Origin of the sequence: Micromonospora sp. NPDC047738, assembly GCF_040642675.1 — a bacterium.
Lineage (GTDB): Bacteria > Actinomycetota > Actinomycetes > Mycobacteriales > Micromonosporaceae > Micromonospora.
In genome coordinates this window covers 205,743-222,041 of the sequence record NZ_JBEYSO010000004.1, presented here as the reverse complement: position 1 = coordinate 222,041, position 16,299 = coordinate 205,743, and the positions used below count along the sequence as shown (strand labels likewise).

11 protein-coding genes are annotated in these 16,299 nt (G+C 71.7%); all 11 read right to left on the bottom strand.

Going from position 1 to position 16,299, the window contains the following annotated elements; all coding sequences use genetic code 11:
• Positions 1-36: 36 nt before the first annotated feature.
• On the bottom strand, positions 37-852 hold the full coding sequence (locus ABZ783_RS09160) for a polysaccharide deacetylase family protein (protein ID WP_357435625.1): 816 nt from the start codon (positions 850-852) through the stop codon (positions 37-39).
• The gene (locus ABZ783_RS09155; protein ID WP_357435623.1) at positions 849-3,212 is read right to left on the bottom strand and encodes a glycosyltransferase; all 2,364 of its coding nucleotides are present in this window, start codon (positions 3,210-3,212) and stop codon (positions 849-851) included. The genes ABZ783_RS09160 and ABZ783_RS09155 overlap by 4 nt, the downstream gene beginning before the upstream one ends.
• On the bottom strand, positions 3,157-4,200 hold the full coding sequence (locus tag ABZ783_RS09150) for an aminoglycoside phosphotransferase family protein (protein WP_357435621.1): 1,044 nt from the start codon (positions 4,198-4,200) through the stop codon (positions 3,157-3,159). Before ABZ783_RS09150 ends, ABZ783_RS09155 begins: the two co-directional genes overlap by 56 nt.
• Positions 4,197-5,516 (bottom strand): hypothetical protein, encoded by a 1,320-nt coding sequence (locus ABZ783_RS09145; protein ID WP_357435619.1) that lies wholly within the window; start codon positions 5,514-5,516, stop codon positions 4,197-4,199. Before ABZ783_RS09145 ends, ABZ783_RS09150 begins: the two co-directional genes overlap by 4 nt.
• A complete protein-coding gene (locus tag ABZ783_RS09140) occupies positions 5,513-6,562 on the bottom strand; it encodes a GNAT family N-acetyltransferase (RefSeq protein ID WP_357435617.1) in 1,050 nt (349 codons plus the stop codon). Before ABZ783_RS09140 ends, ABZ783_RS09145 begins: the two co-directional genes overlap by 4 nt.
• A gap of 62 nt (positions 6,563-6,624) precedes the next feature.
• On the bottom strand, positions 6,625-7,944 hold the full coding sequence (locus ABZ783_RS09135) for a hypothetical protein (protein ID WP_357435616.1): 1,320 nt from the start codon (positions 7,942-7,944) through the stop codon (positions 6,625-6,627).
• Positions 7,941-8,873 carry a glycosyltransferase family 2 protein gene (locus ABZ783_RS09130; protein WP_357435614.1) on the bottom strand — a complete coding sequence of 311 codons (933 nt, stop codon included), beginning with the start codon at positions 8,871-8,873 and terminating at the stop codon, positions 7,941-7,943. Before ABZ783_RS09130 ends, ABZ783_RS09135 begins: the two co-directional genes overlap by 4 nt.
• An 806-nt stretch (positions 8,874-9,679) precedes the next feature.
• Positions 9,680-10,984 carry a M14 family zinc carboxypeptidase gene (locus tag ABZ783_RS09125; RefSeq protein WP_357435612.1) on the bottom strand — a complete coding sequence of 435 codons (1,305 nt, stop codon included), beginning with the start codon at positions 10,982-10,984 and terminating at the stop codon, positions 9,680-9,682.
• Between the two features lie 259 nt (positions 10,985-11,243).
• On the bottom strand, positions 11,244-12,476 hold the full coding sequence (locus ABZ783_RS09120; protein ID WP_357435611.1) for an SLC13 family permease: 1,233 nt from the start codon (positions 12,474-12,476) through the stop codon (positions 11,244-11,246).
• Positions 12,477-12,525: 49 nt separating this feature from the next.
• Complete coding sequence (locus ABZ783_RS09115) at positions 12,526-13,758, bottom strand: lectin (protein WP_357435609.1); 1,233 nt, start codon at positions 13,756-13,758, stop codon at positions 12,526-12,528.
• A 408-nt stretch (positions 13,759-14,166) separates the two neighbouring features.
• Positions 14,167-16,128, bottom strand: coding sequence for a M14 family zinc carboxypeptidase (locus ABZ783_RS09110; RefSeq protein ID WP_357435607.1), 1,962 nt, complete (start codon positions 16,126-16,128; stop codon positions 14,167-14,169).
• Between the last annotated feature and the right edge of the window lie 171 nt (positions 16,129-16,299).

The window sequence follows — 16,299 nt, the reverse complement described above, 5'->3', positions numbered from 1 at the left end:
CATCCCTCCTCCCGTTCCTGGTGCTCTCCGCTGCCGTCACGAGGTCGGCTGGTGCAGTCGGGGACGCGCCGTGTGCACCAGGTGGCGCGCCCGTCGGTACGCGCGCCAACCCCGGGTGCGCAGCCGCTCGCCGCGCCAGGCCAGCGGCCAGCCGGTGCCGTGCAGCAGGGCTCCGATTCCGGCGACGCCGGTGTCCCGCTCGATCAGCACCCGGGCGATGGCGAAGACGTCGTCATCCGGGTGGCTCAGGGCGTTCTTGACTGCGCAGGCGGAGGAGTAGCCGGCGGCGCGCACCGCGCTCCGGACGGCACTGCTGTGGTAGCCGTACGGATAGGCGAACGACCGGACCGACGTCCCCGTACCGTCCTCCAGCACCTGCCGACTCCCCGCGATCTCCTGGTGCAGCTCGGTCGGGCGTAGACAGTCGAGCGCGGGGTGGCTCCGGCTGTGCGACCCGATCTCCACCCCGTGAGCGTGCAGTTCGCGGAGCTGGTCCCAGTCGAGTGACGGATCCCGGTCCGGTGCCGGCGCCGTGCCCACCCGCGCGGCGATGACGTACGCGGTGGCGGTGAGCCGGTGCCGGCGCAGCACCGGCAGTGCGGTGTCGGCGAGGTCGGGGAAGCCGTCGTCGAAGGTGATCAGCACTGGTCGCGGCGGCAGCGGAGCCAGCCCGCGCAGCACGGCCGCGTAGCCGCTCACCGTCATCGGCGTACGCCCTCGTTCCCGGATCAGCGCCATCTGCTCGTCGAAGTCGCCCGGTGACACCGACCAGCGCAGCGTGCTGTCTCGGGGTACGTCGCCGATGCTGTGGTAGCAGAGGACGGGGACGACCGTCTTCGGTTGACGGTTCACATGCGGCTCCTTCCTGATCGGGCCGCGGCGGCGGCGTAGTAGACCGGCCCGAGCGCCAGCCCGCAGAGCTCGAGAACGGTCAGCGAGGCGGGATAGCCCTCCTGCTTCCGGTTGTTCTTCGCCGACCCCGGCCGCAGGGCGTAGGCGATGCCGCGGGGTAGCCGCCGCAGCAGCTCGCGTCGGGCGGTGGGGTCGCTCGTCAGGCACTTCGTCAGTACGGTGCCGAGGCCGACCCCGTACTGGTACATGGTCCGGCGCAGCGCCCGCAGCTCACGTCGGTGCGTGTGCCAGGTGATGGCGCCCGGCTCGTAGGTCAGCGCGTGTCCGGCGAGCACCGTACGCAGCAGCAGGTCGATGTCCTCCCCGCTGCGCAGCCGCGGATCGAAGGCGCCCAACCGGCGCAGGGCATCGGTGCGGAACGCCATGTTGGCGCCGGAGCCGTACGATCCGGGCAGGTACGGGTGGAGCGAGCGCGGTGGCAGGTCGACGCGGCGTGCGTCTCCCGCATCGAGCGTGGTGACCCCGGACCGGTCGAACCTCCGCCGCTGGCAGCCCTTGCCGTAACCGCCGTACTGCTCCAGCCAGATCTGTGCCGGCGTGTCGAGTTCCCGGGCGAGGATGTGACCGGTCACCCCGACCACGTCGTCGTCGGTGAAGCCGTCGACGAGGTTGCGCAGCCACCCTCGGTCGATGACGAGGTCATCGTCGGCGAAGGCCACGATCTCGCCCCGCGCCTCGGCCAGCCCCCGGTTACGGGCCTGCGCGACGCCGGGTCGCCGTTCACTCGTGTAGCGGAATCGCGGATCGGCGGCGGAGCGGCTGGCGATGGTCCGCGCCGTGTCGCTCACCTGCGGCGCGTTGTCCACCACGACGATCTCGAAGTGGGGGTAGTCGAGCGCGGCGAGCGAGTCCAGGGTGGATTCGAAGAGCGGCGTGCGTCCACACGTCGGCAGGATCACGGTGACGAACGGGGCGTGCGCCGCCGCAGGCCGGCGGGACGGACACGACCCGGTGCCGACGGTTTCTCCGACCGGGCGGGTGTCGAGCCGGTCGAGCGTGGGCAGGCCGTCGTGGTGCAGGTGCCCGTCGATCGCCGTGGCGAGGCGGTCCCGGATCGTGGCGGTGAGCGCCGGCGCGGTCAGCCCGCCGGCCGGCAGCGCGACGTCCACCAGCCCGAGCGGCTCCCCGTGCAGCCGGACCAGTACCTGCGCCGCGGCGTACCGGGCGCCGTCCGGGCCGCCCGTGTCGGGGATGTCGGGCACGCCCTCGGAGAGCTCGACGGCGAGCACCCGTACCGGCGCCGGGCCCGCCCGCCGGGGGTCCGGCTTGCCGACCGCCTGCGAGGCGCGCATGGCCTGGGCCGAGACATAGCCTGCGGCGGTCACCAGTAGGCCGGCGACGATCGCGCCGGATCGCAGCAGGCCGGCGCGGTCGCCGGCGCGGACCTGGCGCAGCCCGCGGCGCACCCCGGCGGGCAGGGTGTGGCGGGTGTACGTGCGCTCGGTGGCGAGCCCGGCGTCGCTACCGACCAGCCGGGCGACGACCGCTTTGGACCGTCCCTCGGAGAAGCAGCGCTGGCGGAAGTAGCGCCACGTCGTCCGATCGACGGTCACCCGGTGCCGGACCCGGGCCGCGGGCTCGTAGAGCACCACGCCGTCCGGTTCGAGCTGCCGGATCCGGATGCAGAGCTCCGTCTCCTCGCAGCCGACCGGTGTCCGGCCGACCCGGCCGAGCGCCGGGTCGAAGCCGGCGGTGCGGTTCAGCACCGACCGGCGGAAGGACATGTTGCAGCCGATGACGTTCCGCACGGGGGTGACCTCGGTGGGCTGGCCGGTGAAGCTGCACCCGACCACCCAGTCGAACTCGGGGGGCAGCCAGCGCGGCCGCTTCTCCTCCCACGCCGGTACGGCGTGGCCGCCGACCGCGAGCACCTGCTGGTCCCGGTAGTGCGGCAGCAGCCGGGCCAGCCAGTCGGGCTCCGCCTCCGCGTCGTCGTCGAGGAAGGCGACGATCTCGCCGGTCGCCCGGGCCACCCCGGTGTTGCGGGCCGCCGACAGGCCGCGCGGGCCGGCGTTCGGCACGACGGTCAGCTCGGGGAACGTGGCGCACACCCGCTCCAGCAGCGCCGGGTTGTGGTCGACGACCACGACGACCTGGTCCGCCGGTACGTCCTGCGCCAGCACCGAGTGGACCGCCCGGACGATCTGAGGCCACCGCCGCTCGGTGTAGACGCAGACGACCACGGTCACGGTCGGGGCCGAGCCGAGCCGGGCCGGTGCCGCCGGATCGAGGACGGCGACCGGCTCAGACGTTGGCGAGGACGCGTTCGACGTTTCCGCGGATCCAGCGTGGATCGTCATGGTCACCTTCCGAATCGATGAAGAGCAGGATGTGGCGTAGCCAGTAGAGGAGCAGGGCCGGTCGGGGCGGGATGCCGTCCAGCCATGCGGCCGCCTCGTCGGCGGGGACGTCGAGCGCCCGGTCGATCCCATGCCGTAGCGCCTGGACGACGATCTCGCCGAGTTCGTCGCCGCGGGCCAGCCGGCGGGCGAGGACGTGCAGGTGCAGCAGGTCGTGCAGGGGGAGTTGGTGTGCCGCGGCCCGGTCCCAGTCGACAATCCCGGTCACCTGGCCGTCCGGTGAGGTGGCCAGCAGGTTGCCGGGCCAGAAGTCGCCGTGGATCCAGGAGGTGTGCACGGTGCGGCCGACGAGGGCGACGACGAGTTCCTCGCGTAGTCGCCAGACCGTGTCCAGGAACCGGCCACGGCGCGGGTGGGTGGCGGCGAACTCCCTCAGCCGCCGGAGCGGGACGTCCACCCACTCCTCCAGGGCGGCCCGGTCGAGCAGGGTCCGTTCGCGGGTGCGCTGGTGGAGGTCGTGGATGACCCGGCCGGCGGAGGCGAGCAGCGCGGCCCGCCGGCTACGCCGCAGCATCATCCCGCTCGCCGGAGCGCCGCGCAGCGCCCCTTCCACGCAGTAGTAGCGCCCGTCGACCTCACCCCGCGCCACGCAGTACGGCAGGAGCGAGCGCAGGCCGGGCAGGCGTGGGTTCGTCCACAGCAGGTCGAGCACGTCGGCCTGGCGCCGCAGCCCCTCGGCGGCCTGATGCGTCCAGGGCACCTTGACCATGTAGCGTTCGCCCGCCCCGCGGCTGCCAACCGTGGCCACGGCGACGGACGTGCTGGTGAAGGCGACGGACTCGGTCCGCCACCGGGTATCGTCGGTGGTGGTGGCCCGGGCGACCAGGCGGGGTGCGACGGTGGCGGTCCAGCTCCGTTCGGGCCGGTGCAGCCAGCAGGCGAGCCGGTCCCGCAGGACCGGCTGCGCCCACTGTACGGCGCCCCTCACCGGGCCGTCCGCTCGACGTAGTGCCGCCAGATCCGGCCGAGCGCGTCGGCGAGCACCAGCTCCGGCGCCCGGTCGGCGTCGACCCGCTCCAGGTGCGGAACTCGCCGGCGCAGCCGCCGGTACTGCTCGCGTTCCCGCTCGAGGTGCTCGGGGTCGTACTCCCCGGAGCGGCGGTGCATGACCGGCCCCGGGACGTCCAGCAGCAGCACCACGTCGGGTGCCGGGCAGAGTCGGCTCAGCAACTGGAAGTACGGTCGCTTGAGCCAGACCAGCGGCCCGCGCGGCGGCAGCAGGGCGTCGTAGACGTAGCGGTCGAAGACCACCAGCCGGCCCAGCGCCCGGTGGCGGACCGCCGCCAGGTAGCGGCGCCACACGGTGAACGGGCGTAGCAGGATGCGTATGCCCTGTTCAGCGGTGCTGCGCGGCGCCTCGTTCGACGGCCAGAGCCCCATGTAGACGCGGCGGACCGGAAAGTAGAACGTCGACTCGATCGCCTGGGCCAGGGTGGACTTCCCCGATCCGTCGGGACCGATCAGGGCAACGCCGGCACCCCGACGGCTCCACGCCTGCAACGGCCGCTCGACGGAGTGCAGGGCGGTCGAGCCGACGAGGCGGCGGGCCGCGCTGGCCGGGTGGGCCCGCCACCAGGTGCTGAGCAGTCGCCGACGGACGGCCGGCAGCGCCGCCGGGCAATCGACCCGCCAGTAGGCCAGCAGCATCCGGGCCGCCCGGTCCGGCAGCGCCCGGGCGAGTGGACCGTCGAGCGTGGCGTGGCCCGCCAGTTGTCGAAGACGACGCAGGTGGTGCTCGGCGAACCTGCCCTTGTCGAGCACGCAGTGCAGCAGCAGCGCCCAGAACTCGTCTCCGGGCGCGAGTACCCACCCGTCGGCCTGGCGTGCCCGACGGCCCAGGCACTGGTCGGCGGCCCGGGTGCGCACCTCGAAGTGCCGGCCGTAGGCGAGCTCCGTCACCAGGTCGAGTTCGACCCACGATCCGGTGGCCGCGTCGAGCCCGAGGAAGAACCGGTGACTGGCCCGGCCGTGACTGGCCAGGCGGATCAGCCCGTGGGCCGTGATGACGGCCACGGCCCGCGCGAGATCGGCCGGCGCGACCAGGAGGTCCAGGTCCCCGGGGGCGACGAGCGCCTCCGGACCGCCGCGGAGCAGGCACCAGCGCACGCCGGCCTCGTCGAGGCCGGCCAGCACCGACCGGGCGAGCCCGGGCGCGGCCGTCGCCGCCTCCACCCGCCGTCGCGGTTCCGGATGCCCCGCCACCGCCGTCGGCGGGCCCGGCAAGCCAGGCGGTGTACGGATCATGCACTACTCCGTACCGGCCGGAGGGCCAGGATCCGCCGTACGCCGCCCCGGGCGCGCTCGACCAGCGGGGTGATCGGCAGCCGCTCGATCCGGTAGCAGGCGTAGTCCTGGCTGACAGCGCCGAAGCGGCTCTTGAACAGCTCCAACGAGGACACCCGCGCCGAGTCGCCCATGTTGTAGACCGTGCATCCGGCCTCGACCGCGTCCGCGATCGCCGTCTTGTGCAGCAGGTAGTTGGCGTAGACGGGGCCGGCGAACTGCTCCAGCATCGCGCCGCGCCAGTACATCGCCGTCGTCGCGGCGAACAGCACGACGATCGCGGCGACCGGTCGTCCCTCGTGGTGGGCGGCGTATATCCGGCACCGGGACCCGAGCATCTCCGCGACGGTGCGCAGTTTCCGGTGCGGCTCCCGTCGGGCGGCCAACCGCCGGGCGAGCGGGAGCGGGAGCCGATCCCGCCGCGCCCAGCGGTCGACGGACTCGCCGTAGAGCTGATGGAAGACCGGGACCAGGCGGCCCGTGTCGTCGCACTCGACGACGACGCCGGCCCGCTCCGCGCGGCGGATCCGGTTGCGGGTGTCGCTGCGGAACCGCTTGCGCCAGACCTCGTCGAAGCCGCCGTCGAGGAAGACCGTCTGCGTCATCCGCTTCTCGCGCAGCACGCTCGCCGGCACCACGGCCTCCCACGTCCCGGCCGCCGCCGGGTCGGGGCGGACCAGGGTGCTCAGCACGTGCCGCCGTGCCAGGTCGGCGACCACCATCCGGACGTCCTCCGGGCGGAGATCGCCGTCCTCGCAGACCAGCCCGCCCGGTCCCCAGCCGACGGGGAGTCCGAAGTCGGTCGCGAGGATCGGACCGAGCCCCGTTCGTCGGACCAGCGGCAGGATGAGACGCCTGCCGTCGACGGTCTCGTAGAGCCGCGACACGTCCTCGTAGCCTTTGACTCTGCACACGCAGCGGAGCCAGGTCGGCGTCTGGCTGGGCAGGGCGTTCGGCGCGGAGGCGAGCACCTGCTCCCACACGTCGGCCGGGGCCGGACTGGTCACGCGCAGCGGCCGCGGGTCGCCAGGTGCCGGCCCGAGGCGGGGCTCGAGGGTGGTCCCGGCGCTCACGACGAGCCCAGCGGGAGGTCGGCGTGCCAGTAGCGCTGGGTGACGTCGTTGCTGGCCAGGATCACCATGCCGGTGGCGCTGGTGACGCTCTGCTTGGTGCTCGTCACATTGTTCATGTTGGGCGAGAGGGCGTCCCTGATGACCGGGGTGCCGCGGCCGTCGGGGAAGTTGATGCTGCCCATTGGGGAGCTCTTCATGAAGATCGTTCCCGGGTAACCCGTGTAGGGGCACCCGCTGTCCGGCGCGGTCATGAAGACGTACAGCATCTGATGTTCGGAGTCGAGCAGCAGGACCGGCCGGGTGTGGCAGTCCTTGATCCGCCCGACCTTGTAGCTGGACCAGTCGTGGGTCGACGGGTCCAGGGCGAGGAGCATGATCAAGGGCGCCGAGCTCGTGGCGCCGGCGTCGTCGAGGCTGGTCTTGATGACCGCGAAGACCCGTCCGGCGGCGTCGGCCTCGAGCGCCTTGAGGTTGATGTGGTCGTCAGCGCTGTTCGGACCCTGGACCGCCGTACGCGTGACGTCCCAGGTGGAGCGCGACGCGCCGTCGACGCGCTCGGCGAAGTAGACCGCGGACTTCACCTGGTTGCTCCACATCACGCCGATCCGGGAGCCCCCGAAGCTCACCAACGACGAGATGTCGTCGCTGTCCAGGTTGCTGGCGGCGGTGACCGGAAGCACGAACGGGGTGCCCCAGACCGCGTCCCCGCCCGTCGTGTTGTTCACGTAGACCTTCGAACCCTGTGTCCAGGTCGCCCAGAGCACGCCCGTCGAGTCCTTGTCGATGGTCAGGGCCTCGCTGGAGTAGTTGCTGATCTGTGCCGGGAAGCCGGTGTCGCGGGTGTAGGTCTTCGTCGCGGCGTTGTAGCTGAACCGGTAGAGCCGGGCCGGGTTGCCGGCGGTCGCGTCCGCGGACGAACTGGCCCGGACGTGCGAGGAGATGTAGAGCCGGGTGCCGTCCCACAGCGCGTCGGAACGGGTTTTCGGCCGGTTGTCGACGACGGTTCCGGTGTCGATCCACTGCTGGGTGGAGCGGTTCAGCCGGAAGATGTGGTGGGTCTGGCTGCCGGTGTGGAAGAGCACCGCCCACCAGGCGCCGTCGTTCCACCACAGTTTGCTCTCCGGCTTCTCACCGGTCGCCGCCGAGCCGTCGCCCGAGGTGGACGGACCGACGTAGCCGATGTCACCGGCGGCCGCCCTGGCCGGTGTGGCGAGCCCGCCGGGCAGGGGCGCGGCGCCGACCAGCACGCCCAGCAGCAGGGCGAGGGCGAAGCCGCCGCGCGCCACCCGGACACGCCGGAGGGAATGCGTCCTCATCGGGGCACCTCGCTCAGGGTCGGGCTGGTCGACTCGGCGGGCGGGGGCTGCCACCGTTGCAGCACGCGGTGGTCGATCGGGTCCACCACCGGTCGAGGGCGCCGTACGAACCGCTCCCGGAGCAGGGTCCGGAGCACCCGCTGACCGTCCCGGAAGGTGCGCAGGTTGGAGATGCCGCAGCGGCGGGGGAGTTCGTTGCTCGGCACCTCGGCGATACGCAGGTTCGCCTTCAGCGCGTGGACCACGAGCTCGGTCTCGATCTCGAAACCGTGCGCGGTCAGGGCGAGCGCCGGCAGGCAGGCGCGGCGGAATGACACGAAGCCGTAGCAGAGGTCGGTGAAGTGGACGAGGAAGAAGCTGTTCGTCAGTCGCACCAGCACCTGGTTGCCGCTCCGGCGCAGCGCAGTCAGGTCGGTCGATCCGCCGCCGGTCAGGAAGCGCGAGCCCTTGACGAAGTCGTAGCCGTTCATGAGCGGGGTGACGTAGCGGTGGATCTCGCGGGGATCCATGCTGCCGTCGGCGTCGATCATCACGATCAGGTCGCCGGTGGCCGCGGCGAACGCCACCCGGGCCGCGTCACCCTTCCCGCGGCAGTTCTGCGTCAGCACCACGATGTCCGGCCGGATGGCGCGGGCGACCTCGACCGTACGGTCCGACGAGTGCCCGTCGACGAGGACCACCTCGTCGACGATCGGCGGCATGCGCTCGAGCACCCACGCGATGTTCTTCTCCTCGTTGAGCGTCGGGATGACCACGCTCACGGTCTGCCGCTCGGGACCAGCGTCGACCGCTCCGGCCTCGTCCGCGGGCCGTTCCCGCATCCGCAGGATGCTCAGTGCCCGGTCACCCTGCCCGGACGATGCGGTGAGCGGTGGTTCCTCGGTCAGCTGACTGGGGACGTGCGTGTCGATGTCCCGGTTCAAGGTCACCGGATCCCCTCCCTGACGGACGCCGTGCGGCCGGTCCGCCGTGCAAAGCCGGCCTCCCCCGCGCTGCCGCCGGCGGCGGCAGTCCACGTACCTTTCATCAGCTCTTTCCCCCGTCATTTGCGGGCACAATCCACCCTTTTGTGCCTGATGTCCGAATTGTCCTGATTCGGCCCGGTTTGGGCCGAGGTGAATTGGAGGAAAAGCTAACACGACGCAAAGGGGAACACGCCGGAACTATGTGATGGATCAGGTCGATTCTGCACAACGCGTCAGGAGGGCTGTCCGCCCGGCCGACCCGTTCGGACAGTCGGCTGATGTCCGCTCATGTTGTTGCCGACACGAGCCGCGGTCGTGCACGCGAGGCTGCCAACGGGAATGCTGTGCGATGCGACACCCGTGAAGGTGTCGGCGGCGCTGAGCCCGCGAGCGGGCGGGCGGCTGCTGGTCAACGACGTGCTGAGTGGGCAGTCGGCGCCCACCGCCAGCTTGAACTGTCCTGAATGCTGCCGCTCTGACCTGCGGTTTTACATTTTTCTGCCCAGCCGCGCTGAAGGTGTCCTTCGATTCGAGCACGCGCGGCCAGCATTCAATGGCATTCGATATTGCCTGGTGAGGCCCTATTCCCTGGGCGGCGAGGTAATGGGCTTGCGGCGGTGGCAGCCCTTCTCGGCAGCGTGCCGAGCGGCGGGACCGGGTGGGGCTGCGGGATCCCGCCGAGGGTCGGCGACCCGCTGCCGTTCTTGTCCAGCGCGTGCCGGCCGGCTACGACGGAGGTCGGAGCCGGCCGGCACCGCGTCCAGCGGGTGTTACTTCAGGTCCTTCTTGTGGAAGTTGCGGGTGCACTGCTGCAGGTCGACCGTGACCGTCTGGCCCAGGTCGACGTTCACGGGCGTCCGCTGCAGGACCGTGCCGTCCGGTCGCTCGCACGTCAGGATCCACGGCTCGGTGTGGAATCCGGTCTGGTTCGGGTGCACGCCGTCGGCCTGATACGGCGGCACCGGCCGGTACGACGGGTTGACCGACCAGTGGAACTTGCCGTTCGGCTGGGTGATGTCCAGGTCGGACGTCAGCGTCGTGGGGAACCCGCTCGGTCGCGTCGTACCGTCCGGCTGCGGGTAGGGCTGGGTGTACATGTCGAAGGACTTGCTGATCCGCAGCACCGCGTCCTTGGGTGCCTTGCCTTCGATGACCGCGTGCTGTGCCGGGTCGGCGGTGTTCTCCAACGCCTCGAACATGGCGAGGCGGTGGGCCGGGTAGGTGTCCGTCACCTGGGTCTGGAAGGTCCGCGGGACGCCGCGGTCGGGGCAGGTCTCGGCCGTGAAGGCCAGCCCCCGCGTCGCGAAGTAGGCCCAGTCGATCGCCTCACCGGTGGTCTCGTAGTCGTGGGCGGAGTCGCGCGGGATGTAGTTCGCGCCGTAGCGCTTGGCCATCCTGGTCGCCAGATCCTCGTACCGCGCCACGTCCTGGGTCGGCCCGACCGCCAGCTGCAGGGGCGGGTAGAGGACCACCTGGATGCACGTGTGCTGGGTGACGAAGGTGGTGGCCTGTCGGGTGGACAGCAGCCACTCGATGTTCCTCGCCTCCGGCTCGGACCACGGCGCCGCGCCGCCCGTCGAGATCGGCAGCCAGCCGAACCCGTAGTTGCGGTTCATGTCGACGTTGGTGTCGGTCTGCCGGCGGTTGCGTACGAACCCGTCCACGTTGACGACCGGCACGACCACGAGCCGGGCGCGGTCCAGCAGGGCGGACACGTAGGGATCGCCGGCGGACGCGGCGTTCACCAGGTCGACCGCGTACTCCATGACGAGTTCCCCGCTGGGCCACTCGTTGCCGTGGTGCATCCCGACCGTGACGAAGACGGGCTTGCCGTCGTTGGCCTGCACGTTCCGGGTGATCTCGAGGCCGCGGACCAGCCGGCCCGACGAGGTCGGGTACGGAAGCGTCAGCGGCTTGACCAGATCGGCGTGCTCACGCGCCAACGTCTCCATGTCGCGCTCGTAGTCGGCCAACGTCCGGTAGGTGGTGTTGCCGCTCGGCAGCCCCGACTCGACCGTGGCGGCGGCCGCGGGTGCCGCGAGGCCGGTGATGGCGAGGCAGGCAGCGGCTGCCATCGACAGTCCTGCGCGCCAGGGGAGGCGGCTATGTCTGCTGATCCACATTCGATTCATCCCTTTGCTGTCGTTGCATGGACAGGAGCGGGCGAGCGAGAGCGGCTCACCTCCGTCCTTTCGGTGGCCGTGCTCGGTGCCGCGGCCCGGATTCCTGTCACGAGGGCAAGATCAAGCGACCGTATCGATACCCGTAACGGCTGGTCAAGGGTGTGCGGGCGGCGACCTGCCGTCCCGGCCGGTCGGCTCCGGTGATCGCCGGTCAGCCGGTCGGGGCGATCAGCAGGGCGGCGACGGTGGCGGTGGTGGCCAGCGCGGCGAGCGCGGCGCTGGTGGCCACGAACCGGCCCAGCGGGACGGCCACCCCGGCGGCCCGGCAGCGCTCGTACCAGATCAGGGTGGCCAGCGAGGCCCACGGGGTGGCCAGCGGGCCGACGTTGGTGCCCACCAGCAGGGCCAGCAGCTGGGTGTGGTGGTCGGCGGCGATGACCGCCTCACCGGCCACGTACGCGGGCAGGTTGTTGACCACGTTGGCGAAGAGCGCGCCGACGCCGCCGGCCCGCAACGCGCCCTCGGCGCCCGGGTCGCCGCCGATCAGCGCCCCCATGACGGTGTCCAGGCCGTGCCGTCCGATGGTCTGCACCACCAGGAACAGCCCGGTGACGAAGACCAGCAGCCGCCAGGGGACGAGGTGGAACGTCAGGCTGCGCCGGGCGCGTACGGCGAAGCCGGCGAACAGGATCGCCGCGGCCAACCCGGACGCGAGTCCGATCGCTACCCCGGCGAGGATCCCGGCGACGAACAGCAGGCACGCGCCCAGCGCGGTGCGGTACAGCACCGGGTCGGGCGGCACGTGCGGCGGCGGTGGGGTGAACGGATCGGCAGCGGCCCGCGCCGGCCGCCAGTACCACCACCAGAGCAGCAACATGGTGATCGCGATGGCGACCAGCTGCGGCCACCACATCCGGGCCGCCCACGGCACCGGCGCCAGCCCGATCCGGTCGCTGGCCAGGATGTTGGTCAGATTGGACACCGGCAGCAGCAGGCTTGCCGTGTTGGCCAGCCAGACCGTGGTCATCGCCAGCGGCGTCGGCGGCACGCCGAGCTTGCGGGCCAGGGCGATCATCACCGGGGTGAGCAGGACGGCGGTGGTGTCCAGGTTGAACGCGATGGTGGTGACCGAGGCGAAGCCGACGCAGAGCCAGAACAGGGCCCGGTAGCTGCCCCGTGCGGTGATCGCCACCCGGGCGGCGAGCGTGTCGAAGACCCCGGCCACCGCGGTCAGCTCGGCCAGCACCACCACGGTGCCGAGGAAGATCAGGATGGGGAGGATCCGGTGTACGGTGGCCTCGGCGTCCGCATGGGGGAGCAGTCCGGTGAGGACGCAGAGGACGCCGCCGGCGGCGAGCCCGATCGCGATCCAGTCCAGCACGTGCAGCCGGCCCCAGCGGGACCGGTCCGGTGCGGCGGACGGCGGGTCGCCGACGGTCTCCACGACCAGTGATCCTCGCAGAGTCGCCGGGCCAGGCCCGGTCCGGCTCCGCTCAGCGTCGCCACTTCTGGTTGGCCCCACCCGTGCAGGCCCAGATCTGCAGCGGAGTGCCGTCGGCGGAGCTGACCCCGGTGGCGTCCAGGCACTTGTTCGACTGGGGGTTGACGATGTCCCCGGCGGAGCTGAACACCCACCGCTGCGCGCCGGTGCCGTTGCAGTCGTAGAGCTGCACCCGGGCGCCGTTGGCGGTCGACCCGCCGGCGACGTCGAGGCACTTGCCCAGGGCGCGTACCGAGCCGTCGGCGTTCCAGGTCCAGCGCTGGGCGGCGGTGCCGTTGCAGGTCCAGAGCTGGACGGCGGTGCCGTTGGCGGAGTTCGCGCCGGCGACGTCCACGCACTTGTTGCCGTAGCCGATGATCGGGCCGCCGGTGCCGCCGCCGCTGTCCCAGGCCTGGACTCGGACGTAGTCGACGACCATCGTCTGCGGGAAGACGGTGCTGCCGTCCGGGTAGCCGGGCCAGTTGCCGCCGACCGCCACGTTCATGATCATGAAGAACGGGTGGTCGAAGACCCACCGGTTGCCGCCCGCGTCCGCCGGGGTCTTCCGGGAGTACGCCACGCCGTCGAGGTACCACGTGATGGAGTCGGGCGCCCAGTCGACGGTGTAGGTGTGGAAGGCGTCGGCGAGCGCCTGGCCGCCGGGCAGCGAGGTCTGGCCGGTCAGCGCGTTGCCGGCGGAGTAGCCCGGCCCGTGCAGGCTGCCGTGCACGGTCGACGGCTCGCGCCCGATGTTCTCCATGATGTCGATCTCGCCGTTGTTCGGCCATGGGTTGGTGGCGATGTCGTTGCCCAGCATCCAGAACGCGGGCCAGATCCCCTGCCCCCGGGGGATCTTGATCCGCGCCTCGAACCGGCCGTACGTCTGGGTGAACGTGGCGGCGGTGAGCAGCCGGGCCGAGGTGTACTGGCAGCTGCCGTACCAGCACGAGTAGCCGGCCGGATTCTCCCGGCGGGCGGTGATCACCAGGTTCCCGTTGCCGTCGAGGGCGGCGTTGCGGGTGCTCGAGGTGTAGTACTGCAGCTCGCTGTTGCCCCAGCCGCCGCCGCCGATGTCGTAGCGCCACTTGCTGGCGTCCGGCGGCGCGCCGGCCGCCCCGTTGAACTCGTCGGACCAGGTGATCGCGCCGGGTGCCGCCGCGGCGGGTGCGCTCGTGGTCGCCGTGAGGGCGACCGTGAGGCCCGCGACGGCGAGGGCGACGGCGGCGACGGTGCGGATGCTGCGCACGGATGCCTCCCCTCGGTCGGTCAGCTGTGGCCGGGTCGGCCGGCCGAACAGTTAACAAACCTATAAATAGACATCGTTAAACCTATGAATGAAGGGGGGAAGTGTCAAGAGAGCGCTCCCCAGGGCGGTTCCGGAACCTGTCCGACATATTGACGCCAGACGAAGCGATTTGGAAGGATCCCGCTCCGGGACACGCACGGCGTCAGCGCCGGTGACGCGACCACCGGCCTCGTTCGGCCCGGGCCCGCGCACCGACCAGGCGCGGGACCGGCTGGTACCGGTCGCCGCGGACCGATCGCCGGTACGGTGGCGGCCGACTGGCCCGGGGGCGCCCACCCGGCGGCTGCGCCCGCCTGCGTCCCGGTCGGACCGCCCGCCGTCGTCACCGACGAAGGTGGCTCGCCCGGGTCAGAGCGCGAGCCGCCAACCGGTGAGGGTGCCGGTGTCGGTGACCGCGGCGTCGTACACCTTCAGCTGCCAGGTGCCGTTGGCGACCTCGCCGGACAGATCGACCGGGAAGGTCTGGTCGATGTTGTCCGCGCTCCCGCCCACCCGGTCCCGGAGCACGTACTCGCTGCCGTCCGGCGCGATCAGGGTCAGCATCAGGTCACCGACGTACGGGTGGGTCACGTGCACCTCGACGCTGCTGGCCGCGCCGGCGTTGCCGGGGCAGGTGCCGATCGTGATCGGGCTCTGCACCGGGGTCAGGTCGGGAATCGCCACGTCCGTGTCGTTGCTGCCCGTGCAGCCGGCCCGCCCGTCGACCCCGAGACCGTAGGAGGTCGACCGGGTGACGCCGGTGCCGGTGCCGGTGACGGTCACCGCGTAGCTCGCCGGCAGGGTGCCGGCCGGCACGGTGACGGTCATGGTCGCCGAGCCGCCGGAGGCCACCGTGGGCGGGAGGAAGACCGCGCTCGCCCCCGCCGGCAGGCCGCTGGCGCTCAGCGTGACCTGCTGCGGGTTGCCGGCCGTGGTCGTGGTGGTGACCGTGGTGGTGACCGAGCCGCCCGAGCTCACCGTGCCGCCGGCCGGGCTGGTGCTCATGGCGAAGTCGTCGGCCGCCGCGCAGTAGGTCGCCGCCTTGCCGATCGCCCGGTACGGGCAGTCGGCGTACTCGCCGAACATCAGGACAGCCTCGCGGTTGCGCGCGGTCGCGGTCGCGATGTCCGAGGCGGGCAGGTAGAAGCCGGGGTCCGGGTCGACCGGGGACAGCTCGAAGGTGTACGTGAAGATCCGCTCCTGGCCCCACAGCCAGTCGTCGACCGAGCCGTCGGTGATGTAGAGGTCGCTCGCCTGCTCCGGCGTGTACCCGTTCGTGGCCGCCATCTGCTGGCCGATGGCCTGGTACGTCGCGTACTCGTCGGCGCTCATCCCGCTCACCACCGTGGACTTGGTGTAGCCGAAGGGCCACAGCACCAGCTCACCGTACGAGTGGAAGTCGATCGCGGCTTTGATCCGCTGCTTGCCGGTGCCCGGGTCGCGCCGGCTCACCACGAAGTCGCGGACGGCAGCGGTCTCGGGCGCGGAGAAGGCCGACTTGCCGCGGTAGGTGGGCGAGGACGGCGACGTCGAGGAGCCGCCGCAGCAGCCCCACTTGTAGCCCCAGTTGCGGTTCAGGTCGGTGCCGATGGCGCTGCTGCCGGTGTTGGGCTGCCGGTTCTTGCGCCAGTCCCGGTAAACGCCGGTGGCGATGTCGTACTCGGCGCCGTCCGGATTGACCATCGGCACGATCCAGAACACCCGCCCGTCGACCAGTCGGGTGATCCGCGGGTCGGTGCCGTACTGGCCGGTGAGCAGGTCGGCGAGGTAGAGCGCCTGCTCGACGGTGAGGTGCTCGCGGGCGTGCTGGTTGGCGGTGAAGAGCACCTCCGGCTCGGCCTCGTCGGCGCCGACGTTGTCGGAGATCTTGAGCGCCACGATGTCCCGGCCCTCATAGGACTTCCCGATCACCTGCCGGCTGGCGATCGTCGGGTGGGCGGCGACGATCGCGTCCACCGCGGCCAGCGTCTCGGCATGGTCGTGGTACGCGGCGTCCGGGGCGGGGAAAGCCATCGCCGAGGCGCCCGACGTGGACACCGCCACCGTACGCAGGCCGAGGCGCTGGATGGCGCGTACCTCGGCGGGGGTGGCCGTGACGGTCAGTTCGGCGTGCTCGATGTGCTCGATCGCGGCGCCGGTGCGGGCGACCGCGTCCACGTCGGCCTTCGACTTGAGGTGGGTGACCCGGTACGGCGCGGCGTGGTCCCGGTCGGCGTGGGCACCGGCATCCACGCCCGGCCCCACGGGTGCTCCGGCCGCGGGCGCCGCCGTGGCCAGCAGCGCGACGCCGGCGAGCAGGGTGGTGCGCAGGGCACTGGTCCGTAGCGGCACGGGGCCTCCCGACGGGCTGGTGGGGCGGGGGTTGGCGCGGTGCGGCGGGCACGATCCGACCGCGAGCACAGTCTCTTCGGGCCGGCCGTATCGACGGTCTCGACCGAATGGCTTGACGCTGTGTCACCATCCCGACACAGTCGTTGTGAGCAACTTCCGCGATCGATGTGC